We start from the raw sequence: 24,834 nt of genomic DNA on the forward strand, positions 1-24,834 counted from the left end.
CCGATGAGACCTCTCCGAGCCCTCTTCCTTCCAAGGCTGCAGGGTCCGTGCGTGGCCCTGCCCGCAGCCTGAGACGCGGTGCGCTGCCCCGGGAGTACCTAATGAACGGCGGACCCGATGATCAAAAAGACGTCAGGTGACCGACACCGTCGTTGCGGATGAGCCCGGGGAGCAGCCGGTCCAACGGGGGGTCTGTCCAGTTTCCGGCTCTGTCGCACTTTCGGTGGTGGCGGAGGGTGTGGCTATCGGAGGAGGATGCGGTGGCGTAGTAGGTGGAGGCCTGTTCGGCCGTGCATCTGTCTGTTGATCAGTTTGTTCTTGGTGTTGACGCCTTGGGTGCCGCCGTTGTGGTATTCGCTGGTTAGGGCGGTGTGAACAGCGGCTTGGTCGAGTCGCAGACCGCGGGTGAACGAGTGCACGTGGGGCAGGTTCGCCTCGTCGGCGGTGGTTATCCACTCTTGTAGCCGGTCGGCGTTGTCGACGGCGGGGATCAGGAGCCGGGCGAGGCTGGGAACCAGCGCGGCGAGGTTGTTCATCTCCGGGCAGGCGCTGGTGGTCGTGGTGAGGAGTTCCCTGCTGGTCGGGTCTGAGGGCCTCGGGGCGTGTGAGTAGGAGCCGGGCGAGCCTGCGGGGTGACAGGGCGGGGCGGTCGTCCTGGACACGGCCCTGGGTGATGTAGCGGTAGAGGAGGTTCTGGCTGCCGGTGTAGCCGCGTTCGCGGATCTCGCGCAGGAGCTGCAGGACAGAAACCGCGGGGTCCGCAGCCCGGCGTTTGCGCAGGTATTCGCGGTGGGGATCGACAAGCGCGGGACGGTAGTGGGGCGCCCGCCGCACCTGCTCGGGCTTGTCGGCCCGTGCGTGGCGTTTGACGGTGTTCAGGGCCAGGTTCAGCCGCCGGGCGCATTCCAGCAGGCCAACGCCCGCATCGAGCAGGTCATGGACCTGCTGCCACCGGGCGAGGGTGGTGGTCTTTGCGCCGTCGAGGTTGCGCACCCGGGAGGCGCTGGCCCAGCAGCCGCTGTGGACCGTGACCTCCTTGCCGGCGGCTTGGGCGAGGTTGTGCCAGATGTGCCACCGGTCCCCGGCCTGCAGGGCGTCGGGCAGGGCCTGGTGCACGGCGTCGGCGTAGCCCGCGGCACCGTCCCGGCAGACGACCTGCACGCCCGGATGCTCGCGCAACCACACTGCGAGGGTGCCGGATCTGCGGTCGGGCAGGACATCGCCACGCCGGCGGGTCTCGGCGTCGATCAAAACGGTGGCGCAGGTCCTGGAGCGTCGCAGGGAGAAGTCGTCCACGCCCAGCACCCGTGGCGCCGCGACCATCGGTAACGGGATCCGCGACAGGGCTCGCAGTGCGGTGTGAGGGGAGATCGGCGCTGCCAGCGCGGCCAGTATCCGAGCGCCGGCCCGGCCGGCCAACTCCCGCACCACCACCCCGACCTGGGCGGTGAGCCTCTGCTGGGCGCTAGCTAGCTGGCGCCCAGCAGAGAGCAGCGGCATTCGCCAAGGCCCTCAAGCCGGTCTACACCGCGCCCACCGCCGAGGCCGCCGGGGACCGGTTCCTGGAGTTCGCCGAGACCTGGGGCGGATGCTACCCGGCGATCGTGCGGCTGTGGGAGAACGCCTGGGCCGAGTTCGTCCCGTTCTTGCAGTTCGACATCGAGATCAGACGGGTGGTCTGCTCCACCAACGCCATCGAGTCGGTGAACGCCCGCATCCGCCGCGCGGTCAAGGCCCGCGGGCACTTCCCCAACGAGCAGGCCGCCCTGAAGTGCGTCTACCTCGCCGTGATGAGCCTGGACCCCACCGGCAAAGGCCAGAAACGCTGGATCAGCCGCTGGAAACCCGCCCTCAACGCCTTCGACATCGCCTTCGAAGGCCGCCTGTCCATCAACCGCCGCTAGACCCACAGATCGAGTTACACCGGAAACTGGACACTCCCTCACAGAGAAGTTGGGCTTCTAGCTGTGACACCCGCTTTAGGAGTGTGCTCCGGATAGTTGGGTGTAGGTTGCGGTTCATACGTCCAGTTGTTTTTGCACTGGTCAGGGGGCCACCCGCAGCGGCCGTTGTGGTCGTTGAAGGGGGCTGGTGGGGCGTGCTGTGGGGCCGTTTGTGCGAGCAATGTGCGAGCAGAGGAGGTGCGTTTGAGCTGCTTGGCGGCCACTCGGGTTACCAGAACGGGCGGCGGGTGTGCGGCCTTTCGGCCACTGTTCAGTCGCCAACTCCGGGGAGGTGTTGGGATGCTGCTAATAGGCATGTCACGGGCCGCGCGCCGGTGAACCGCTGAAACCGGTGGGGGGCAAACTCTGGCAAGATGCGGTGATGCCGAGCGCGAGGGCGAGGACGAAGCGAACTGAAGTCGCCAGAGGCGGCGGCGGTGCTGGCGCGGGTGGCTTGCAGCAGCACAGGTCACATTAGGCAGCCGGACGGCGTTCTGCTCGCCAACGTCTGCGCGTGCGTAGCCGTCCGTCGTATCAGGCCCCGGTGGGTGCCGTAGTCCTGGCCGCCGGTGCTGGTCACCGGTCCTCTGCTCAGCAGGAGGCGGATCGAGGTCGGTTCTCAGGCCTGGTGGTGACCTCCGGCAGGACGGTCATCCCCTCGCCGGTGGGTCCGGCGCGGGCTGCTCGTGCACAGTGAGGAACTCGATCTGGCCGCGCAGGTCTGCAGGCGGGCCGGTGGCCCGCTCGGCAGAGTCGCCACCATCGAAACAACCCTCGCCTCTGCGAACCAGAAGCTTCAGGCCGTGTACGATGCCGCTACCAGCAAACCCATTGTAAGCCTCGGCATGCGGAGCATCCGCAAGTCTGCGGACTAGCCTATCCAGGGTTGCTAATGATCGAAGGAAGATCATTGGAACGAGAGCCTATGGCTCTGCGTCAGAGAGGTGACCGCCGATGAAGCGCTGGGAATGCACATGAGCCGCTGGCCAAGCAGGCATATTCTTGTCGCCTCCGGAACCGTCGCATGTTCTCTCGTTATCTTATGGTCGACCTTGGGAATAGTGCTCTATGGCGGCGATATGATACCTAATCTAATCGCCGAACTTGCTGGAGTCTCGCTGGAGATTGCAATCGCCATACTCGTGATTGAACGCCTAGTGAGTAGGCATCAGCGATGGCAATGGGACTTTGCCTATAGGGCGCTCGCCCGGCGCGCATGTGAAACATTCGTCGACGTTATGCGGCTCGTGTTTGTTGGGAGTAGCAGTTCGACCTTAGAGGAGAATCTGCCGAGGTATCAAGAATACATCGATATATGCCAGCAGCATCTTGGCGAACTTCGCAGCCACATTGAAGGATCCGCCTCTGCGCTCGATTTCGCCACTCATGAAGATTATCGGCGAGTTGAGCGGCGCCTCTCCTGGTGCCTTGGCCAGCTTAAGAAGAATCCGAGATCTGTCGGCGTGGATCCGGATTTGATTTCCTTGCTGCGCGAGACCGCAATAGAAATTTTCGAACTGATGGTTAGATCCGACGGATCCCATGAGGCGATACTGATGGTGGCCGAATCTTCGGTGGCAAGGGCGAGATCGTCACGAATCCTTGATCATACGCAGTCCGGCCTACTCACGGGTCGCCTGGCCGCACAAACGTTTCTTCTGGAAGGGCTGGGGCCAAGGCAGCGGCAGATCTTCAGCATCAGCCAGGACGTGGACAACGACTACTCGATCCCCTACTTCATGATCGACTACCTGTTGCTCACCACAGAACAACAAACATCGGCGTGGGGCGAGTAGGTCCGGCCTATGGGCTGTCCCGTAACTACTGAGCTCTTTCCAAGCTCAGTTGGTGTGATGGTGCAGTGCGAGAATCGCCTGGACGATGGCGGTCAGCCGGGCTGGTGAGCAGCGGGCGTGGCGGAGGATGTGCCGGCGTTTGAGGGTGGCGGCGCCCTGTTCGCCCAGTGGGCGGATTTTGGCGTGGTGGTGGTTGAACAGCTTCTTGCGTTTGCTGGGCTTGCCGCCTTTGGGGCGGCGGTAGGGCGTGCGGATCGCGCCGCCGGCACCGCTGCAGGTCTTGTCGGCGTAGCAGGCGATCGCCCGGCCGGTGAGGGCGTCGATGATGCCGTGGACGCGGGTGGCGGTCAGGTCGTGGTTGGAGCCGGGCGATGTTGCCGAGGCCCGGATCAGGCGGCCGTGTGGGTCGGTGGGGAACTGGGCGTTCACGCCGTGCCGCCGGTGTTTGCCGGAGTGGATGCGCCGGTCGTCGGCGCCTGTGAGCCGGTCGGTCGGCACCAGGGTGCCGTCCAGGGTCACCAACGCCTTGCGTGTCGCGATGCGCATCGCGGTGCGCAGGCCGGGCGCCGGGGCGGCGAGCAACTCGATCACTTCGGTGACGTAGCGGTGGGCGGTCGCCGGCCCGGCGCCGAACGCGGCGGCCAGGGCGGGGAAGGTCTCGTTGCGGCGCAAGTGCACCGGGATCAGCAGGGCCTGGCGCTTGGACGGCAGCGCCCGCCAGCGCGAGCCGATCCGGCGGCGGCGGTGAGCGCGGAGGAGGTGGGCCACGTATCTGCGGTAGGCGGGCGACAGATCCAGCGCAGCGCGATAGAGCAGCACTGAAGCTCCTGGTGGGTGCGGTCGAGTCTTGGTCGACTCCGCATCTACTGGGAGCTTCGCTAGCTGGCGATCACAACCGGCGATCCGCATCCAGCTCGTGACCAACCCGCCCAGGATGGAAAAGGGCTCATTGGGTTGCCGGACCACCCCCGCGCGCGGGGAGAACTCCGCCAACCGGGCCCGCCGCGCCGGGTCGCTCGGACCACCCCCGCCCGCGCGGGGAGAACGCGGGGAAGATCATCGAGGCGCCGCATACCGGCGGACCACCCCGCCCGCGCGGGGAGAACTACCGGGACGAGTGGCGGCCGTACGCTGACCTCGAACCACTCCCGCCCGCGCGGGGAGAACCGGGGCCGAGGGATGAGGACCTCACCAACTAACGGACCACCCCCGCCCGCGCGGGGAGAACTCAGCGGGGAGATCACGTGGACGTCCCCAGCTCGGACCACCCCCGCCCGCGCGGGGAGAACCTCGGCGACGAACACCTTCAAGGTGGCGACGACGGACCACCCCTGCCCGCGCGGGGAGAACTTTGCAGCGACGGCCGCACGAGCGGCGGCGGACGGACCACCCCCGCCCGCGCGGGGAGAACTGCGCCCTCTCCCCGTAAAGGCTCCATAGGCACGGACCACCCCCGCCCGCGCGGGGAGGGCACCCTGGGCCTGACAGTGAAGTACGCCGAGACCTGGACCACCCCCGCCCGCGCGGGGAGAACCCCGACGCCCAGCAGGATCCCACCGGCGACCGCGGACCACCCCCGCCCGCGCGGGGAGAACGCGAACTGGCGCTGCCAGGGCAAAGGCCCCCGCGGACCACCCCCGCCCGCGCGGGGAGAACTCTTCGCCCGGGTTCGCCGGGCCGACGAATCGCGGACCACCCCCGCCCGCGCGGGGAGAACCTTGGTACACCCTGGTTTACAGGCGCCTCTACTGGACCACCCCCGCCCGCGCGGGGAGAACGCGTCCTGGCCGCGCGCCGCGACCTTGGCGGGCGGACCACCCCCGCCCGCGCGGAGAGAACGGCAGATCGATCACGGTGACCGCGATGGCCACCGGACCACCCCCGCCCGCGCGGGGAGAACACCCAGAAGGCGGCTGAGGGCAGCGACCGCCGGACCACCCCCGCCCGCGCGGGGAGAACTCCGCCAGTGCGGGGTTAGAGGCAATGTCCAGCGGACCACCCCCGCCCGCGCGGGGAGAACACGGCGCGGTCACCCCGGATGACGAGGATCGCCGGACCACCCCCGCCCGCGCGGGGAGAACGACCTGGAGGACGAGGAGGAGCGCGCCGAGCGCGGACCACCCCCGCCCGCGCGGGGAGAACTCGCCGGTACTGACGAGCCGCGCGTCCATGGCCGGACCACCCCCGCCCGCGCGGGGAGAACCCGACAAACGCGTCAACCAGGTGCTCCGGCGGCGGACCACCCCCGCCCGCGCGGGGAGAACGGATCGACGAGGAGACCCGGTGACCGCCGCCACGGACCACCCCCGCCCGCGCGGGGAGAACCCGTCCTCAAGAACCACCCTGGACCCGTCGGTCGGACCACCCCCGCCCGCGCGGGGAGAACGCTGCCGAGGCTGCCGACAAGGCCAAGGCGATCGGACCACCCCCGCCCGCGCGGGGAGAACGCGGCGCGGGTGCCGTAGACGTCGGCCAGGCGCGGACCACCCCCGCCCGCGCGGGGAGAACGTCGACGACGCGCCCGTCTGGGCGGCCGTGGACGGACCACCCCCGCCCGCGCGGGGAGAACCCGTACGCCGCCTTGAGCCAGGACCGTAGGCGCGGACCACCCCCGCCCGCGCGGGGAGAACCCTTTCGTGTGCGCGCCACCCGCGAAGGCGGCCGGACCACCCCCGCCCGCGCGGGGAGAACCGGACCGTGGCGGGAGGCGGGAGTTCACCTCGCGGACCACCCCCGCCCGCGCGGGGAGAACCAGCGGCAGGAGTTCGCTGCCCGGTCCGCTTCCGGACCACCCCCGCCCGCGCGGGGAGAACGCATCCAGTACATCAACTGGACGGAACGCCAGAGGACCACCCCCGCCCGCGCGGGGAGAACGCTCGGCATCGCCACACTCGGCCTGCTCATCGGGGACCACCCCCGCCCGCGCGGGGAGAACTGTTCCGCCGTCAGCGTCCCGAACAGACCCGGCGGACCACCCCCGCCCGCGCGGGGAGAACCACGCCTGGACGGCCTTCACCGCGTCCTCAGTCGGACCACCCCCGCCCGCGCGGGGAGAACACCTGGTCGACTGCTGATAGCTCCGCGACTGGCGGACCACCCCCGCCCGCGCGGGGAGAACGCGGAGACCGCCCTGCAGCCCTGGGCGGACCTCGGACCACCCCCGCCCGCGCGGGGAGAACAAGTCCTCGTCCGGCGGCGTCACGACCCTCACCGGACCACCCCCGCCCGCGCGGGGAGAACATCCTGTACTACGTGATCACCTGGGCGGGTCTCGGACCACCCCCGCCCGCGCGGGGAGAACGCGCTGACGCTGGGCACCGCGTCGGGCATCGCCGGACCACCCCCGCCCGCGCGGGGAGAACAATCCCCGCCGCACTGACCCGCCATCCCACCTCGGACCACCCCCGCCCGCGCGGGGAGAACCCCCGTTCGACATCACGGACACCTGGATTCACCCGGACCACCCCCGCCCGCGCGGGGAGAACACTTCGTGACCTGGGGCGATGCAGGGTCGTTACCGTTTTGAGATGAGTGCTTCCAGAGCCGACGGCTGTCGCGCATGGGGTGAGCCTACGTGGATCGCGCTGGTCCTGTCGGTGGGGTGTGGTTGAGTGGCTGCGCACGGTGAGTAGACGGAGCGAGGTCGTTTTCATGGCACATGGTGATCGGGAGTCTCAGCCAATGGCGGCTGTGGATGCTCGTCTGTGGGGTAAGCGCCGGGGGCTTCCGTCGCCGTATCCGGTGATCTGTCATCTGATCGATACTGCGGCGATCGCGGGTGCCTTATGGGATGCCTGGATCGGGGAGCTCGCGGTTCTGCGGGATGGTTCGGGTCCCGGCGGTGTGCCTGCCAGGGCTGAGATGCGCAGACTGGTTTGCTTCTGGGCTGGCCTGCATGATGTCGGGAAGATCTCTCCGTCATTTCAAGCTGTCGTCGATGATCTTTACCGGAAGTTGCTGGCTCGGGCGCCGGAGTATGGCGGGGAGGGGAACGAGTCGGTTGCTGGGTTACGGCACAGCGAGGTGACGCAGTGGGTGCTGGTCGAAATTTTCCGCGGGCTGGGATATCCGGCGGACGCGAGAGCGCGCCGGGACGTGGCTCATCAGATCGCCCAGTTGCTCGGTGGCCATCATGGGCGTTTCTGCCCGGCCTTGGAGCGTGATGAGCTTCGTGATCCGCGCAGGGATGGGCTCGGGGAGGGGGCTTGGCGGCGGCAGCGTGCGGCGCATGCCGGGGTTCTCCAGGAGCTGACCGGCGCGTATGAGCCTCTGACGGGCCGGCTGACTGTCCCGGTGGGGGTCATGGTGCTGGGAATCGTGATCGTCGCCGATTGGCTGGCGAGCCAGGAGGAGTTCATCTGTGCTCGGCTGCCCGTTCCTGGCTGGGCGGCTGGAGAAGCGGGGTTGCGTGCTCATTGGGAGCGTGCGGTAGCCGAGGCGCCCGGAGTGGTCCGGGCGGCCGGGCTGGGGGAGGCCCGGTTCGGTGAGCGGGAGTTCGGCGAGCTGTTCCCCTTCGAGCCCAATCCGCTGCAGGCGTCCGTGGCGGACGATCTGCCCAAGATGGTGCGGGGGCCCGGGGTGCTGCTGGTGACTGCGCCGCCAGGTGAGGGCAAGACCGAGGTGGCGCTGTACGCGGCGAGTGTTCTGGCGCGGGCTTGCGGGGCCGGAGGTCTCGGGTTCTGCCTTCCGACGATGGCCACGACCGATGCGATGCACAAGCGGGTGGCGGAGTTCGTCGGCAGGGCGCTGCTGGGGGATGCTGCGTTGACGCGGGTGCACAGCATGGCGTGGCTGTCTAAGGACGCCGCAGGCGATGCGGCGGTGTCGGCTGCGGATGCCGGGTGGGTGGTCGCCGATCTGGAGGCGTCGCAGTGGCTGCATTCCAGCCGGCGTGGCCTGCTGGCGCCGTTGAGCACCTTCACCATCGACCAGGCACTGGCCGGGGTGCTGCCGGTGAAGTACAACGTGTTGCGGCTGCTTGCCTTGGCGGGCAAGGTCGTGGTCTTTGACGAGGTTCACGCCTACGACGTGTGGATGCACGGGCTTTTGGTGCGGTTGCTGGAGTGGCTGGGGGCGTTGAAGGCGCCCGTGGTGTTGCTGTCGGCGACGCTCACCGGTTCGTCTGCGAGATCGTTGGTGGAGGCCTATCTGCGCGGTGGCGGTCATGATGCCGGGTCGCAGCTACGGCCGTGTTATCCGGGATGGTTGTTCGCTGACGCGGTCACCGGCCAGGTGTGCGAGCCGCGGGCGGTGCCCAGTGAGCGCGAGCGTGAGCTGGCTTTCGAGGTCGTACCGGTGCGGCGGGGCGAGGGCGCAGAGGGTTCGGGGCACCGGATCGGCGTGCTCCGGGAGTTGCTGAAACCGGTTGTGGACAGTGACCGGGGCTGCGTGCTGGTGTGCTGTACCACCGTCAAGGAGGCGCAGGAGACCTACCGGCACCTGGCGGGCTGGTTCTCCCGGCTGCGGGCGGAGGGTGAGTGCCCGCCGGAGCTGCGGTTGCTGCACTCTCGTTTCCGGGCCGGTGACCGCGCCGACATCACAGCTGGGTGCGAGGCCGATTTCGGTAAGACGGGCACTCGGCCGAGGACGGTGCTGGTGTCCACGCAGATCATCGAGCAGTCTCTGGACCTGGACTTCGACCTGCTCATCACGGACCTGGCTCCGATGGCGCTGTTGTTGCAGCGTGCGGGCCGGTGCCAGCGGCACCGGGGAACCGGCCACGACCTGCATCAAGCGCGGCGGCCGGAATGGATCAGCCGTGATCCGCGGATCGTGGTGCTGGATCCGGTGGGGGACGACGGAGCCTTCGCCGTCCCCGATACCTGGGGCGGTGTCTACGACGAGTCCCTGCTGCGCCGCACCAGCCGGCTCTTGCATGACCGAGGTGGGGGCGTGGTCGCGGTGCCCGGCGCCGTGCAGGAACTGGTCGATGCGGTCTATGCCGCCGACTTCGCCGCAGTCGCGAACGTGGATGAGGCGACGGCGGAGGCGATCAGGCGCGCCGATGGCGAGCGACTGGCCGGGCAGGCGGCCCAGGGCCAGCTGTCCGCGCTGGTCAAGATCGAGTCGCCGGACAACCGTTTGCTGAACGACCTGTGGGAGATGAGCAATGCCAAGGCCGGGGTCGACGAGTCGTTGATCACGACCCGGCTGGGGGCCGATTCGGCGCGGCTGGTGTGCGTTTATGAGCAGGAATCGGGCCGGTGGACGCTGGATGAGCAGGGCGATGTCCCCGTGCCTGGGATGAGGGGCACGGTAAGGGTGAGTGCCGATGAGGCCCGGCTGATCGCCCGTCACATGATTCCCGTTCCGGGGAAATGGGTCGAAGGCGACGCCGACCTTCTGCCCACGCCGCCTGCCTGGCAGGAGAATTCGGTCCTGGCCGGCTGGGCTCAGCTGCCGATGCGTCTTGATTTCGATGGCCGGTGGGGTGGCCAAGTCCGGTCAGGGGCCGTCGAGTACACCCGATCGAGTGGCCTGACTAGCGCTATCCGAGACAATGGTTCCCGCGGGGCTGCTGAGGCTGTATGACTCGATACTCCGGAAATCCTGAGTGGCCCGTCCGCTCGTGAGGAAACCGGTAACGGAGCAGCTGCCCGGCTGCCCCCGTGCAGTTGTTGGCTCACCGCAGCTTCGCCGGGACGCGGCAGCGGCAAACAAATCTCGCGGCCTTTCCTGTGGCACTGATGGCCGCGGCGTCGCAGCAATGTTGCGACCGATCGAGATGACATTCCGGCTCGGTGGCCAGGTGCAGTTTGCCGGGCGGTTGTTCGGCGAGAAAGGGAGGGTGTGTGTTGAGCAGAGCCAGCTTTGATCTGGCTGAACGACAGTGGGCCGATGTCTGCTGGCTGGAGCCTTCGCCGGAGCGTCCGCCGCGGGTGGGCCTGCGTGATCTGTTGGTTCACGCCCATGAGATCGAGGCGCTGACGCTCACTCCGCCGCCGTTCCTGTCGGGGATGTACCGGCTGCTGTATGCGATGACGTCGCGGATTACGGGGCTGGAGGTCGTGGGCGGGCACGAGGAGGACTGGCTGGACCGCCGGGCGGCCCTTGCCGGCCGCCCGCTGGACCCGGCCGCGGTCGACCGGTACTTCGAGGAGATGTCCGGGCGGCTGGATCTGTTCGACCCGGTGCGCCCGTTCCTTCAGGATCCGCGGCTGGCCGACCCCCAGGTGTCTCCGAAAAGTGCCGGAGTGAACAAGCTGGTGCTTGGCCGTCCGGCAGGTAACAACCCGGTGTGGTTCGGGCATCACTGGGAGGCTGCACCGGTACCGGCCCCGGCCCTGGAAGCGTTCGCCGCGCTGGTGGTGTGGCTCTACTACGGGCCGTCGGGCCGGTGTGCCACCCGCACGCACGCATTGGTCACTGAGGCCAATGTGTCGGCCGGGCCGCTGCGTTCCAGTCTCTCCTACCATCCCGAGGGCGCGACCTTGCTGGAGACGCTGCTGGCGGGGCTGACGCTCCCGCCGCGCACGCTGCGTGAAGGCGACGACCTGTGCCCGTGGGAACTGCCCGAACTCCCCGACCCCCTGGCGCCTCCGCGGCAACCCGTTCCCTATCCGGGGCCGAGGAGCCGGCTGACGGGCGGCTGGCAGCACGCGGTGCTGCTGGTGCCCGACGACAGCGGGGAAAAGGTGACCGATGCCTTCATCACCTGGGGCCGGCGCGGCAAGCAGCCTTCGACCAATGATGCGTATCTGATCCACCAGATCAGCAAGCAGGGCAACCCGTACGCGCGGCCGGCCGACGCGAACCGGGGCCTGTGGCGCGACCTGGACGGGCTGCTCAAGCTCAAGACCACCGGCACCGCCCAGCCGCAGTCTCCCGAGGCCTTCGACACCCTTGACGAACTGGGGCCGGGATTGTTCAAGGCGCGGGCGCTGGGCTTTGAACAGGACGGCAAGACCAAGGACGTGCAGTTCGTGTCGGCGTCCACGCCGCCGCTGCTGTTTGGAATCCAGGAGAGCGATCACGTCCTCGCGCGCCGGATCGGGGACCTGCGCATGTTCGGGGAGCTGTACGGGCGGCGCCTGGAGTATGCGGCCAAGCGCGCCTGGGCCCTGGTCAACAAGGACAAGGTCGGCGACTGCGCGTGGGCCGAGCATGCCGCGGCCGCGTACTGGCCGCAGGCTGAGGACATCTTCTGGGACCGGATGCGCTGCGAGAACTACACCGACTCCTGGAAGCCGTTCCTGCATGCGGCTACGACCGTGTTCGACGAGGTCACCCAGCAACACGTTCGCGACGCCCGCAACGCCCGGGCCGTGGAGCAGGCCCGCATCGAGCTGCACGGTGGCCGCCGCAAGCCCGCAGCCAAGCCCAAGCGGCGGAGCTGACGCCGACCCGTCGGATCCCTGGCAGGAAGACCATGAACACTCCCACTTCATCGAGAGCCGCCAGCACCGTGACCCAAGCCGCTGATTTTGTCTCCACCGTCTTCAGCCTGTGCGAGGACCCCGGCAAACGAGCCGCACTCCGCAGCGGACTGGGACGCCCCTTGGACGGCTGTCCCCGGATGCACCAGGTCATCGCCGCGCGGGTTCCGCGGGGCGGCCCGGACGGCGAACGCGCCTACTACGCCGTCGCCGCCATGATCGCCGCGCTCCCGCCCCAGGCCCGCAACAGCGAACCGGAGACGGCCGGGGCTCGCGCCGCTGCCGAGAATGGTCCCGCGGACGACGCCGAGGGCGCCGCCGGGCCTGAAAACAACGGCGCGGTCCATCGACGCAACTTCGGTCAGTGCCTCGCCGAAGGCGTCCAGCGCGGCGTGCTGCGGGAGAACACCGCCGAAGCACGCTTGAGCCTGCTCACCCGGCAAAGCGTCGATGGTGTGCACCGGCACCTGCCCGCCGCCGTCCGCGTCCTGGCCGACCGCCCATCGGCAGTGGACTGGACGCAGCTGCTGTCCGATCTGTACTGGTGGGACAGATACCGCGACCAGATCACGCGCCGCTGGCTGCAGTCGTACTACCGCACCCGGGCCGCGGCCGAGCAGCAGGCCGCCGAGCAGGCCGACCGCGCCGACCACGACGCGCCCGCCGCCGAATAGCCCTGAGTCCCTTTCCCGATCGATCTGCGAATGCCGGAGTCCGCCATGACCACGATCCCTGGCCGTTTCCTTGAGATACACGTCCTGCAGCCCATCCCGTTCGCCAGCCTCAACCGCGACGACACCAACGCGATCAAGACCGTGAAGTGGGGCGGCGCCGAACGCACCCGGGTCAGCAGCCAATGCTGGAAGCGCGCCATGCGGCTGCACCTGCAACAGCACCTCGGGCACAGCGCCCTGCGCACCCGCCGCCTGCCCGAACGCATAGCACAGCACCTGAAGGACGAGCACCACTGGCCCGCCGAGCTCGCCGAGCGCGCCGGCCGGCACATCGCCGTTGCCAGCAGCGTCGGCGCCGAACCACCCAAGAAGGACAAGAAGGCCGAGAACGCCGAGCCCGACGCCGTGTCCAACGCCTGGGCTACGGCCGCGATGGTCTACATCCCCGCGACCGCCATCGCCGAACTCGCCGAGCTCGCGATCGAGCACCGCAGCGCTCTGGAACAAGCCGGGGAGCCCGCCAAGTTCGAGCGCAAGCACGCCGTCATCCCCACCAGCCAGGTCGATGAGATCCTGCGGCAGCGCAACGGGATCATCAACCTGTTCGGGCGGATGCTCGCGCAGGTCGAAAACGCCGAGGTGGACGGGGCCGTTCAAGTCGCGCACAGCTTCACCACGCACGCCACCGACATCGAGATCGACTACTTCAGCGCGGTCGACGACGTCACCAGCGACTGGGGCGACACCACCGGCAGCGCACACATGGGCCACGCCGAACACAGCGCCGGCGTGCTCTACCGCAACATCGTGGTCGACCTGCACGACCTGCACCGTAACCTCGGCGGCGGCGTGGCAGCCACGCGGGAACTTGCCGACGCCGTGATCCGCGCCGCGTTGCTGTCACTGCCGCACGCCAAGAAGAACTCGACCGCACCCAACACGATCCCGGCCCTGGCCCACCTGGCCGTCCGCGCCGACCGCCCGGTCTCCTACGCCGCAGCGTTCGAGAAGCCGGTCGCCGCCGACCACGCCGGCGGCGGACACAGCGACCCCTCGGTCCAGGCGCTCAGCACCTACGCCACCGCCGTCAACGACCTGCTGGGAAACAGCGGGCTGCTCCACCACGCCCACGCCACCCTGTCCACCGCCGACACCAGCGGCCTGGGAGAACGCGTGTCCTCCTTCGACGAGCTCATCGACGGCGCCCTGAACCGCGCCCTGGAGGTTGCCGAGCCGGTGAAGGAAACGGCGTGACCTCCCAGCCCGCCGTCCAGGCCACGACCGCTGTGCTGCTGCACCTGAGCGGGCCCCTGCAATCGTGGGGCGAGCGGTCCCGCTTCAACCAGCGCGACACCCTGCGCGCACCCACCCGCTCGGGCCTGATCGGCCTGGTCGCCGCCGCCCTGGGCCGCCGCCGCGACCAGCCCATCGACGACCTGGCCACCCTGCGGTTCACCACACGCATCGACCGGCCAGGCACGCTGCTACGCGACTTCCACACCGTCGGCGGTGGCATGCCCCGCCGCCTCACCGTGGCCACCGCCGAGCGAGAACATCGCCGCCTCGACAAGGCGACCCTGGTATCCCACCGCTACTACCTCCAAGACGCCGCGTTCACCGTCGCCGTCACCGCAGCGGATCCCAGCCTGCTCGAGGCCTGCGCCCGCGCACTGCGCACACCGGTCTGGCCGCCCTACCTGGGCCGCCGGTCCTGCCCACCCGACGCCCCACTGCTGATCGCCACCGTCAACGACGACCCGGTCGCGCACCTGACCGGCCTGCCCCTCGCCCGCCCCGCCCCCCGGCGAGCCCAAGCGGTCACCGTGGAATTCCACGCGGACGCCGCCTTCACCGGGCAATGGCCCGATAGCCCCGACGTCTCTGCACACCACCACGTCCACACCCAGATCCAGGACGACCCGGTCTCCTTCGCCCCCGATGCCCGGCACTACCGGACCCGCCCGGTCTACCGGCGGCACATCCAGCTTCCCGCCGTCCAATGCGCCGGCCTCGGAGTCGACTACGTCACCAACCTCGCCACCTACCTCAAGCACTCCACCGGGGAGCACACCCCATGACCACCGGCCTATGGCTCACCCAGATCGTCCCCAACACCCGCGACCGCGCCGTCCTGAAAGACCTCCGCGACGCCACCCACCTGCACCGCCGCATCATGACCCTGTTCCCAGACGGCCTGGGGGACCGGGCCCGCCACCAGGCCGCCGCCCTGTTCCGGCTGGAGGAGCAGCCCGACGGGTTCTCCATCCTGGTGCAAAGCAGCATCAAGCCCACCCTGGACAACCTGGCCGCCGACTACGGCGCCGCCCGCACCACGTCCCTGACACCCCTGCTCAAAGGGCTCACCGACGGCGCCAACGTCCACTACCGGATCATCGCCAACGCCACCAGCAAACTCGGCAACAACACCACCGCCGGCCGGCCCAAACAAGTCGTCCCCCTGCACGGCGCAGACGCCGACCAGTGGTGGCAACGCCAAGCCGACTCCGCCGGCCTCATCCTGCGAAGCCTGCACAGCAGCCAGCTCCCCGGCGCCACCGGCCGCCGCGGCAACGCCCGCATGACCCACGCCCGCACCCGGTTCGACGGCACCGCCACCGTCACCGACTCCGCAACACTGATCGAAAAGATCCGCGCCGGCATCGGACGCGGAAAGCCCTACGGCTGCGGCCTGCTCACCATCGCCCCCGCATGAGCACCTCCACGCCACGCAACGCCCGGCAACGCCTGGCCGCCCCCACCGCCGCGATGCTGCCCCGCATCGGCGACTCCTTATCCTTCCTCTACATCGACATCGCGCGCATCGTCCAAGACGACACCGGGGTCACAGCCCTGGTCCAGCTCGGTGACGACATCCGCCGTGTCGCCCTACCCACCGCCGCCCTCGGCTGCCTGCTGCTTGGCCCCGGTGTCTCCATCACCACCAGGGCCCTGTCGACCTTCGCCCGGCACGGCACCACCGTCATCTGCACCGGCAACGCCGGCGTCCGCTGCTACATCGCCACCACCCCCGATTCACTCCCCACCCGGTGGCTGGAAACCCAAGCACGAGCCTGGGCCGACGACACCACCCGCACGGCCGTCGCCCGCCGCATGTATCAACGGCGATTCGGCGACACCGCCCCGGCCGACGCCACCATCTCCCAGCTCCGCGGCCTAGAGGGCCAGCGGATGAAAGCCCTCTACCGCATGCTCGCCGAACAGAACGGCGTCCGCCCCTTCAAACGCTCCTACGCCCCCGACGACTGGGACGCCCAAGATCCCGTCAACCGCGCTCTGTCCGCCGCCAACACCTGCCTGTACGGCATCACCCACGCCGCCATCAACGCCCTCGGATGCACACCCGGACTCGGCTTCGTCCACACCGGAACCAGCCACTCCTTCATCTACGACATCGCCGACCTCTACAAAGCCCAGCTCACCCTCCCGCTCGCCTTCACACTCCACGACTCCACCGACCCCGACGGCCAAGCCCGCCGCTCCTTCCGCGACGGCCTGCGCCTGTTCCGCCTGCTGCCCCGCATCGTCGCCGACATCCAAACCCTCCTGGAACCCGACGACGGCACCCGCCAAGAAGACGCCCAAGACGCCACCGAAGAACTCGTCGACCTCTGGGACCCCGACTTCGGGCGCCTCGCCGGCGGCACCAACTACGGACACCAATGACATGGCGAACATGACCATCATCGCCACCACCGCCATCCCCGGCCATCTACGCGGCGCACTCACCCGCTGGATGACCGAACCCATGCCCGGCCTCTACGTCGGCACCCTCTCCGCCCGCGTCCGCACCGAACTCTGGAGCGCCGTCGCCGCCACCATCAACGACGGCGCCGCCCTCCTCCTTCACCCCGACGACAACGAGCAAGGCTTCACCCTCCACACCGCCGGCCAACGCCGCCGCACACCCATCGACCTCGACGGCCTCACCCTCATCGCGCTCAACCCCAGCGAACCAGAGCCAGCAGCCGACCATCCCAGAGGAGATCCCCCGGCTTGACCAAAAGCTTCATTGACCGGGCGGTCCGCAGTGAACACCCGCAAACCCAAACCACTGATCGTCTCCCGCCCCGGCGACGCAGCGAACCCCACGGTCTGCGCCGACCCGACCCGCAGAGACCACGACAATCCGCTTGTCCAGACCACCTAGACTCACCCGAAATCGCCCACGACAAGCACACCGAACTACAGGTAGCCGCCGGGCCGAGCCCGTCGCCCATGTGGCACGCCCTGATCGAGCAGCGTGACGATCAAGCACGCCCCGCACTCAGAGCGTGAACCGGGCTCCTGCCCGTGCACTCAGCTCGTACTGGTCGGCCTGCGGCTTAGACTCTGACAACTGCCGGTGAGGCCCTCGCGGAACCTGGGGGCCACGTCGCGAGCTGGCAGCGGGCTCTGCTCGCCGAGATCGGCGACGATTTGGCGAGCTGCCACGCGTCCGGACACGTTCAGCCGCAGTGACCTCAACGTCCCTACCCCGTCGTTGCTGTAGGGGTCGGTTTCCACGCAGACCATGCAGCGGACGCGACGCGATGCGGCAGGTGCAGCAGGATCATTGACGCCTCACCGGTCGAGAGAGTCCGTGGCAGGCCAGGGCGGCAGGTCGGCGGACAACCAGGCGATCCACCCGGCGGCTCGGCGGGCGGAGTGCAGACTGGCTGATGTCAGCCCCGTGATCCTCCTGGACCGGACCACTCCCGCTCCCGTTCCCGCCGGGAGAATGTCATGGCGTTTGTCATGACGACCGTTAGCTACGGAGCACCTCCGCTCGCGCGGCGAAAGAACCCGCGCACCACCACATCCGAGAAGTGGGGGACATTGCGACCACCCCACGCTCGAGCGGGGAAGACCAGCAGCGCTGGCGCAGACCCTAAACGAGATCGGACTTCCCGCCCGCGCGGGGAGAACCGCGACGACACCGCCACCGCCAGCACGGTGACCGGGCCACCCTCCGTTCGCGCGGTAAGAACGCGCAGGCTGCGGACGTGACGCACGGGTGTCCCGGACCACCCCCGGTTCGCGCGGGGAAAACTACCGCTCACACTTCGCCTTGTTCCGCCCGATCGGACCACCCCCGGTTCGCGCGGGGGAACAAGACGAAGGGTGACATCGGCGACGTTCGCTGCGGGCCCCCCGCTCGCACGGGGAGAACGTCTCCGTCCCGCTCGTCGCGGCGCAGCCATTCGGACCACCCCCCTCGCGCGAGGAGAACGGGACCTTGGCCTTGCGGTGTCCGCGCTCAACCGGACCACCGCCGCTCGCGCGGAGAGAACACCACCGGCTGGTCGTCCTCTGGGCCGGCGAGCGGACCACCGCCGCTCGCGCGGGGAGAACACCACCGGCTGGTCGTCCTCTGGGCCGACGAGCGGACCACCCCCGCTCGCGCGGGGAGAACTACATGAAGCCGCGCGACGCCACCGTCTCGCGCGGACCACCCCCGCTCGCGCGGGGAGAACTGCCCGAGGATGTCAGGCATCCACGCGCGACATCGGACCACCCCCGCTCGCGCGGGGAGAACTGCGCAGCCGTTTGGAACCGCGGGGTACGCGGCGGACCACTCCCGCTCGCGCGGGGAGAACGACGCCGTCCGCGGCCTCCTCGCCCAACAAGACGGACCACCCCCGCTCGCGCGGGGAGACCAGATCGAGCACTACCTAGGCGCCACCCTGCCCGGACCACCCCCGCTCGCGCGGGGAGAACGCCAGAACCGCTCTGACCTGCGATTCATGCGCCGGACCACCCCCGCTCGCGCGGGGAGAACTCACCGGAATAGTTCCAGGTGCCGCCGATGCCCGGACCACCCCCGCTCGCGCGGGGAGAACCCGCCGGAGCCGGTGAACAGCAGGTGCACGTCCGGACCACCCCCGCTCGCGCGGGGAGAACGATGAACTCGGTGTGCGACTCGTCCGACCAGACGGACCACCCCCGCTCGCGCGGGGAGAACTCCGCGAAGGATCGCGGCGACGGCACGCACCGCGGACCACCCCCGCTCGCGCGGGGAGAACGTCGCCCGGGCCTGGGCAAGCTCCGCCTGCATCGGACCACCCCCGCTCGCGCGGGGAGAACGCCTCCGTCCCGTCGAGGGCGGCCGCCAGTTCCGGACCACCCCCGCTCGCGCGGGGAGAACGTAGGGCCGCACCGTCCCCGCGCGCACGGCGGCGGACCACCCCCGCTCGCGCGGGGAGAACCCCATCTGGCTCGGCGGCATGATCACCCGCGACGGACCACCCCCGCTCGCGCGGGGAGAACCTGATGCCGAGCGCCGCCGCCACGTCCTGCCACGGACCACCCCCGCTCGCGCGGGGAGAACCCTGCGCTGGAAACGCCGCGACGCGCGCCGCAACGGACCACCCCCGCTCGCGCGGGGAGAACCCGCGCAGCCGCCCCAGGGCCCGCCTCCCGCGCGGACCACCCCCGCTCGCGCGGGGAGAACTCCCCGGCCGGGAGCTGCATCCGCGCCTGGACCGGACCACCCCCGCTCGCGCGGGGAGAACACTTCGTGACCTGGGGTTATGTAGGGTCGTTACTGTTTTGAGATGAGCGGTTCCAGGGCTGGCTGCTGTCGCGCATGGGTGAGCCTACGTGGGTCGCGCTGGTTATGCCGGTGGCGTGTGGTGAGTGGCTGGACGCGGTGGCTAGACGGATTGGAGTTCAGCTCATGGTGGCAGAAGGCGTGGCGCGGGCCTGGCCCGGGCTACCTGGAGAGCGAAGCGGGCCGGGACTGGTCGCACAGCACCGGACGAGCGATGGCCTCCAACCTGGTGGCTGCGGCCGTGGCGGCCGCGAATCTGGTCCCCGCTCCGCCGTCCTGACCCTGCGACCTCGTCGCCGGAGGGCCGACGGCGCGGGGTCGGGATCGTGAACCGGCCTTCCTGCGCTTGTTAACCCTCTCGATGGCCTTGACGAACTCGTTCACTGGCATGGCCGAGCGCTCGGAGGCCTCCAGTTGCCGGGCCATGTCGTGGAGGTGCTTCTTCGGGGCGTTGGTATCCGCGTCCCCGTGATCTCGTGGAGGTGGTGAGGCCGCATGCCGCCTGCGCGTTGGTCGGTCCTTGTCGCCCTTCAGTTTCGGCTCTCAGCGGTCGCCGATTTTGCCATGGGTGTGCTTGAGCGCCCGAAACGGCGACCGCTGGGACCGTTCCCTTGCTCACACTCCCGGCCGCCGCGTCGTGTGCCTTGGAGGAGGTGCGCTGAGTCATGGAGTCCGAATCCTTGTTCGGGTTAGGGGGCCGACGTGGTGGACCGGCAGGGTGAGGCTGGCGAGGATGGCGCCGTTTTCGGTCAGGCGGGTGGCCGGTAGGTGGCGGCGAGGTGGTCGTGGAGTTCGGCGTGGCGGAATTGGTAGATGGGTCCGACCGCGCGCAGGAGTCCGAGGCGGTGGCAGTCGTCCAGGAACGGCATCAGTCGGCGCGGCAGGTGGTGGGCGCGGGCCAGTCGGCGGGCGGCGATCAGATACGCCAGCCAGGCCCTGTGGTCACCAAGGGCGAGCCCGGATATGAGTCCGACCACGAGTCCGGCTGTGAGTCCGACCGCGAGCCCGACTGCGAGCGTGAAGACGAGCCCGACTGCGAGCAGGCCGGCGAGCCCGCCCGTGAGGCTGCTATTGCTCATGCGGAACAGGTTGAGGGTCCGGTCGGCCCGCCAGTTATCCATCGGAGTCTGGGCGTTGAGTGCCTGCGCCGGTGTCTCTGCCCATTCCGTGACCCCGAACGTGGGTCCGAATGTGAGTCCGATCGTGAGCCCGAACGGAAGCCCGATCCTGAGCGCGAATGTGATGCCGAACAGGAGCACGAAGCCGAGCCCGAGCGCGAGGCCGCCCAGGAGCCCTAATGCGAGCCCGACCGTCAAGTTACGTCCGATGTGGGGGATGAGTTCGGTGGCTCGTTGACGAAGGCGCAGATCGGCATAGCCCGGTGGCTCTTGCGCCCAATCTCTGGCAGTGAGCCAGACCACCGGCCCGCCTGCGATTCCGATCATGGCGCCGACTACGAGGCCGACTACGAGGCCGATTGCGAGGCCGACCACGAGCCCGCCTGTGAGGGCCTCCGTATCCGTGAGCCCGAACACAAGGCCTCCCAGCAAGCCGCCCAGGAGCCCGGTCACGAGTCCCCCCGCGGCGGCGAGGAGGACGAGGGTGAGCCTGGTGGCGGGGGTGATGGCCTGGGTGGTGGCGGCCAGGCGCCACCAGGCCAGGTCGCGGGTACCGCTTCCGTGTCCGGTTGGTGCGGGCTGGTGGGTGAGGTGGTGGGCCAGGTAGCCCAGCCAGCGGCGGACCTGGACGGGGTCGTGCCCGCGGCGGGGGCGGAAGGGCCCGGCGGGGTTGCTGCTGGGCGGGCGGGTGGTGATGAGAGCGGGGATGAGCCGTTCGAACAGGCGGGCCCGGAGGTCGGCCGCGGTGGGGAAGCAGGCCGGATCGGTGAGCGGGGCGGGGTCGGTGCCGGGGGTGAGGTAGACGGTGCGCAGCAGCCACAGGCCCAGGGGGGTTGCCGCGACGTCGGCCAGTGCCGCCGCCGGGTGGCCGGGCGAGCGTTGGCCGGGTGGCGGGGTGTGGCGCAGGGTGGTCAGGGTGTACCGCCAGTGCGGGCCGGGCTCGGGGGGAAGGCAGGTTGCCAGGTAGTCGGCTGCGGCTGCGGGGTCCAGAGGGTGGGGTTCGAGTACGGCCGCGGATGTGATCACGTCTCCGGCCTGGGCGACCGCGTCGGTGTATTCGCCGGTGCGGCTGGTGAGGATGAGCTGGTCGTCGCCGCCCAGCGACCGGTTCAGCGCGCCGATGACGGCCTTGTGCGCGGGTGCAGGGAGTTCGTCCAGGCCGTCCAGGACGGGCAGCAGGTGCCCGCGTGTGGTCAGCGCGCGCACCACCGGCTCGCCGAGTCCGGGAGCGCGCAGGACGGGGTAGCCGCTGAGGAGCTGGTCGGTGAGCCAGTCGTGCAGCCGGGGGAAGCGTCCGGTGTCCCATCCGGCGATCGGGAGCAGCACTGGAACCGGTTCGCCGGGGTGCTGGGGGCGGGTGGCCAGCAGGTGCAGCAGCAGCTGCACCGCCAGGGTGGTCTTGCCCATCCCGGGACCGCCCAGGATCACCAGGCGGCGGCGCCGGGTGCGGCGGAAGCGGGTGGTGAGCGCGGCGATGTCGGCGCTGGAGGCTGTCCACCACATGCCGCCCCCGCTCGCATCAGCGTCGATGTGCCCGGGATGGTCCATGATCGCGGGCGTGTGCTCGCCGGGCGTGGGGGTGCGCCAGCGCACCGGGATGGGATCGGGGTCATCCAGCGACCGCAGCCGCGCCTCGTCCTTCCATTGCTCGGCCACCAGCCCGGCCAGTAATTCCTTGGCGCGCGTCAGCGCATCGGGTGCAGGGACGGCCTGTGCGGCCAGGTTGTGGGAGTGGCGGCGGGCCCACCACCAGACCGAGATCAGCGAGGCCGCGGCGGTGATCAGGAGTCCTCCGGTGAGCTGGGCGCGGTTCGCCGCGATCTGCAAACCGTCCTTGCCGGTCAGGGGGACGAGGGTCCATATGCTCAGGATGAGCGTTCCGGCCACTGCCGCCAGGAACGCCAGCCACGGCCACCAGGCCCTGCCGCTACGCATGCCCGCCATCCTGGGGCCGCCGCGATGCATCGTGGCGGCAGAGTCCACAAACGGCCTCATCCGGGTACCGGCGCTCCTCCCTGGCGTGGCCCGGCCCGCGGTCCGCCTCGTCCGCGCCGGTCGTCGGGCACCATGTCAGTGGCTGTCTGCTGTCAGTTCGGCGGTTTCGTCGCGCCCTGTCCTCTGAGTGGCTGACCTCGGGATCGGGTGGGCACGACTGATCCTAGAGTCGTGCACTGCGGCACCAGCGTGCCCGTTACGGCTTTCGTGTTGGTTCGTCTGGTGATCGCGGTGCTGCTCAGCGAGGTGCGCAGTAACGCAAGGTGTGATGAGTGGCTCGGTCGAGCGTCCAACCAAAGGGCGGAAGCGGGTACCTGGCGTGGAGGTCTGGCTTACCGTCATACGGGCGGAGATCCGATGCATGATGTTGGACTCCCCGCCGCAGCGGGCCGAGGTTGGATCCGAACCGCCGCCGCGAGCAATCCACCCCGTGCGGATGGGGAGATGTCCTGCCAGTGGACATCGGCGTCGGGTTGTAGGTGGGTGTGCAGTAGGCGCTGGATGGTGAGGCCGACCTGGGGTTCCTCTGCGGGGTGCCGATTCGTCCGGGTCCTGTGAACTGGCCTGTTGTCAGATGCTGAGAATCAGCCGCCTTCCGTCCAGTGCTTCTGCAACCTGGCGATAGCCTCATCTCTGCTCATCCGCGCTACCTCGGGCTCGCTGAGCCCCACCTTCGAGATCAACAGGTAGATCAGATCGGCAGGCAAAGCGTCCTTGGGCAAGCCAAATCCTCCGCGGTCAGGTGGGACACCGTCTCGAACGCACGCCCAGAAGGTCGCTTCATTTACGTCCAATTGGTCGCGGAGGATGTGGCTCCACAGGGCACGGCCGTAGTCGCTCCGATCGACCGGATGGGAGATCCGGGTCCTCAGGACTCGACCGTCGGGCAGGTCTAGCTCGTAGGTGACATGGTGGGTTCCAGTCTTTCCACGGGCGTTCCTGACCTCCCGCCAGCCTTCTGCCCGGCAGAAGCGATCATGATCCTCCCGCGTGGCCTGGGGCCATGTCACGCGTGCTGCCCCACCAGCCACTCTCGCAACTGATCGTCATCAGAGAGACTGATCAGCTGCACGACCCCCCAGTTCTCGCGATGATTCGGCGCATTGAGCAGGTGATCCTGCCAGTCGTCGGCATATTCACGCAGGGCATCGATCATCTCCGTGACGGCCTGGTCAAGGCTCGCGCCGTCCGCGGCTACGGGCAAACCTGGGAGGAAGATCGACCACCCGCCCGCTTCCGGCACCACTTGCGCGCGAGACGGACTGACGGAGGCAAGGTAGTGACGCAGGCGATCGCTGTCTACGATCGCCGACGTAGCCGAATCGCGACGCACGGTCGCCGTCCGTCCGCTCTCTGCGGCATCCAGGAGTAGTTTGAGGTGCTTGCGCGCGTCGGTGTAGCTGTCGTAGTGAACAGCGGACATCGCGGCACCTCCACATCATCCATCGTGGTCGACGCCCAGCATGTCACGCGCAACTAGGTACGTCAAGTACGCGAAGTACCTGTACGGCGGCAGCCCTGTCAACCCGATCCTGGGCGCGCAGATCCTCGGCCGCCTGGGCGAGCCCAACCGCTTCACCTCGCTGGCGGGCGTCCGAGTCTTCAGCGGGCTGGTCCCGCGCCTGGATTCCTCCGGCCTCAACCAGCATCACGGCGGCCTGACCAAGTCCGGTGACGCATGTCTGCGTGAGGCCCTGTTCCTGGCCGCTGAGCACGCCCGCCGCACCGACCCCAGCCTGGCCGCGAAATACCACCGGCCGATGGCCACCCAGGGCAAACACCACACCTCGGCGCTCTGCCACGTCGCCACCACACTACTCACCCGGATCGCCGCCTGCTGGCGCCGCGGCGAGCACTACACCTTGCGCGACGCCACCGGCCAGCCGGTCACCCGCGAACAAGCCCGCACCATCATCGCCGAGCGATACACCTTCTCAGCCGAGCTTCGCGCAGCCAGACGCACCACCCACCGCCACCAAACCACCAGCTCGAAAACGGGCCGACCAAACAAGGAGTCGCAACACCCTCCGCCGACCGGCCCGTCCACCCACCACGCAAAGGCCCCGCCTGCTTGACATCCATTAGGAACTCAACGGCTCGTGCTACCGCTCACGCCTGTGGCGCGACACCCTCACCGCGGCCGGGATCACCCACAAGCGCACCCGCGCCTACCGGCCGCAAACCAACGGCAAGGTCGAACGCTACAACCGCACCCTGCCCGACGAATGGGCCTACCACCAGCCCTGCACCAGCGAGACCGAACGCCGCACAGCACTCCCGCACTGGCTCCACACCTACAATCACCACCGCGGCCACACCGCACTCGGCGGCCTCTCACCCGCCAGCCGCGTTCCCAACCTCACGGGACAGAACACCTAGCGGG

General features: G+C 69.1%; 14 protein-coding genes, 3 pseudogenes and 2 CRISPR repeat arrays. Of the genes and pseudogenes, 12 read left to right on the forward strand and 5 right to left on the reverse strand.

The annotated features are described in order from the left end of the window. Window positions 1-242: 242 nt before the first annotated feature. A pseudogene (locus AGRA3207_RS36570) lies at window positions 243-1,455 on the reverse strand (ISL3 family transposase); the annotation flags it as partial. 41 nt (window positions 1,456-1,496) lie between these two features. Here AGRA3207_RS36570 and AGRA3207_RS36575 point away from each other — a divergent pair. Beyond that, a pseudogene (locus tag AGRA3207_RS36575) lies at window positions 1,497-1,904 on the forward strand (transposase); the annotation flags it as partial. Window positions 1,905-2,887: 983 nt separating this feature from the next. Then, window positions 2,888-3,739 carry a hypothetical protein gene (locus AGRA3207_RS36580; protein ID WP_231331899.1) on the forward strand — a complete coding sequence of 284 codons (852 nt, stop codon included), beginning with the start codon at window positions 2,888-2,890 and terminating at the stop codon, window positions 3,737-3,739. Window positions 3,740-3,784: 45 nt separating this feature from the next. Here AGRA3207_RS36580 and AGRA3207_RS36585 read toward each other — a convergent pair whose 3' ends face one another. Continuing rightward, the gene (locus AGRA3207_RS36585; RefSeq protein WP_231331900.1) at window positions 3,785-4,558 is read right to left on the reverse strand and encodes a transposase family protein; all 774 of its coding nucleotides are present in this window, start codon (window positions 4,556-4,558) and stop codon (window positions 3,785-3,787) included. 319 nt (window positions 4,559-4,877) lie between these two features. After that, a CRISPR array of direct repeats spans window positions 4,878-7,224; the repeat unit is 29 nt; unit sequence CGGACCACCCCCGCCCGCGCGGGGAGAAC. Between the two features lie 196 nt (window positions 7,225-7,420). Here AGRA3207_RS36585 and cas3 point away from each other — a divergent pair. The 8 genes from cas3 (at window position 7,421) to cas2e (ending at window position 16,806) form a co-directional block, all read left to right on the forward strand. Then, window positions 7,421-10,270 (forward strand): CRISPR-associated helicase Cas3', encoded by a 2,850-nt coding sequence (cas3, locus tag AGRA3207_RS36590; protein WP_231331901.1) that lies wholly within the window; start codon window positions 7,421-7,423, stop codon window positions 10,268-10,270. Window positions 10,271-10,533: 263 nt separating this feature from the next. Next, window positions 10,534-12,075 carry a type I-E CRISPR-associated protein Cse1/CasA gene (gene casA, locus AGRA3207_RS36595; protein ID WP_231331903.1) on the forward strand — a complete coding sequence of 514 codons (1,542 nt, stop codon included), beginning with the start codon at window positions 10,534-10,536 and terminating at the stop codon, window positions 12,073-12,075. 32 nt (window positions 12,076-12,107) lie between these two features. Continuing rightward, the gene (casB, locus tag AGRA3207_RS36600) at window positions 12,108-12,788 is read left to right on the forward strand and encodes a type I-E CRISPR-associated protein Cse2/CasB (protein ID WP_273699970.1); all 681 of its coding nucleotides are present in this window, start codon (window positions 12,108-12,110) and stop codon (window positions 12,786-12,788) included. A gap of 45 nt (window positions 12,789-12,833) precedes the next feature. After that, complete coding sequence (cas7e, locus tag AGRA3207_RS36605) at window positions 12,834-14,042, forward strand: type I-E CRISPR-associated protein Cas7/Cse4/CasC (protein WP_231331906.1); 1,209 nt, start codon at window positions 12,834-12,836, stop codon at window positions 14,040-14,042. Beyond that, complete coding sequence (cas5e, locus tag AGRA3207_RS36610; RefSeq protein WP_231331908.1) at window positions 14,039-14,866, forward strand: type I-E CRISPR-associated protein Cas5/CasD; 828 nt, start codon at window positions 14,039-14,041, stop codon at window positions 14,864-14,866. The genes cas7e and cas5e overlap by 4 nt, the downstream gene beginning before the upstream one ends. Beyond that, window positions 14,863-15,501 (forward strand): type I-E CRISPR-associated protein Cas6/Cse3/CasE, encoded by a 639-nt coding sequence (gene cas6e / locus AGRA3207_RS36615; protein WP_231331910.1) that lies wholly within the window; start codon window positions 14,863-14,865, stop codon window positions 15,499-15,501. Before cas5e ends, cas6e begins: the two co-directional genes overlap by 4 nt. Next, window positions 15,498-16,472 (forward strand): type I-E CRISPR-associated endonuclease Cas1e, encoded by a 975-nt coding sequence (gene cas1e / locus AGRA3207_RS36620; RefSeq protein ID WP_231331911.1) that lies wholly within the window; start codon window positions 15,498-15,500, stop codon window positions 16,470-16,472. The genes cas6e and cas1e overlap by 4 nt, the downstream gene beginning before the upstream one ends. A gap of 10 nt (window positions 16,473-16,482) precedes the next feature. Then, window positions 16,483-16,806 (forward strand): type I-E CRISPR-associated endoribonuclease Cas2e, encoded by a 324-nt coding sequence (gene cas2e, locus AGRA3207_RS36625; RefSeq protein WP_231331913.1) that lies wholly within the window; start codon window positions 16,483-16,485, stop codon window positions 16,804-16,806. Between the two features lie 1,244 nt (window positions 16,807-18,050). Beyond that, window positions 18,051-19,300: direct repeats of the CRISPR family, unit length 29 nt; unit sequence CGGACCACCCCCGCTCGCGCGGGGAGAAC. Window positions 19,301-20,087: 787 nt separating this feature from the next. Here the strand turns inward: cas2e and AGRA3207_RS36630 are convergent. From AGRA3207_RS36630 to AGRA3207_RS36640, 3 genes are all read right to left on the reverse strand, one after another. Continuing rightward, a complete protein-coding gene (locus AGRA3207_RS36630; RefSeq protein ID WP_231331916.1) occupies window positions 20,088-22,391 on the reverse strand; it encodes an NACHT domain-containing protein in 2,304 nt (767 codons plus the stop codon). A 644-nt stretch (window positions 22,392-23,035) separates the two neighbouring features. Beyond that, a complete protein-coding gene (locus tag AGRA3207_RS36635) occupies window positions 23,036-23,173 on the reverse strand; it encodes a hypothetical protein (protein ID WP_231331918.1) in 138 nt (45 codons plus the stop codon). Between the two features lie 284 nt (window positions 23,174-23,457). Beyond that, on the reverse strand, window positions 23,458-23,874 hold the full coding sequence (locus AGRA3207_RS36640) for a prevent-host-death protein (protein WP_231331920.1): 417 nt from the start codon (window positions 23,872-23,874) through the stop codon (window positions 23,458-23,460). A 40-nt stretch (window positions 23,875-23,914) separates the two neighbouring features. On the opposite strand from AGRA3207_RS36640, the gene AGRA3207_RS36645 reads away from it, so the two are divergent. Both AGRA3207_RS36645 and AGRA3207_RS36650 read left to right on the forward strand, forming a co-directional pair. Beyond that, window positions 23,915-24,526, forward strand: a complete 612-nt coding sequence (locus AGRA3207_RS36645; RefSeq protein ID WP_231331922.1) for an IS110 family transposase — start codon at window positions 23,915-23,917, stop codon at window positions 24,524-24,526. Window positions 24,527-24,542: 16 nt separating this feature from the next. Then, a pseudogene (locus tag AGRA3207_RS36650) lies at window positions 24,543-24,830 on the forward strand (integrase core domain-containing protein); the annotation flags it as partial. Window positions 24,831-24,834: the final 4 nt, after the last annotated feature.

The sequence above is a fragment of the Actinomadura graeca genome (genome assembly GCF_019175365.1).
In the GTDB taxonomy this organism is placed as follows: domain Bacteria; phylum Actinomycetota; class Actinomycetes; order Streptosporangiales; family Streptosporangiaceae; genus Spirillospora; species Spirillospora graeca.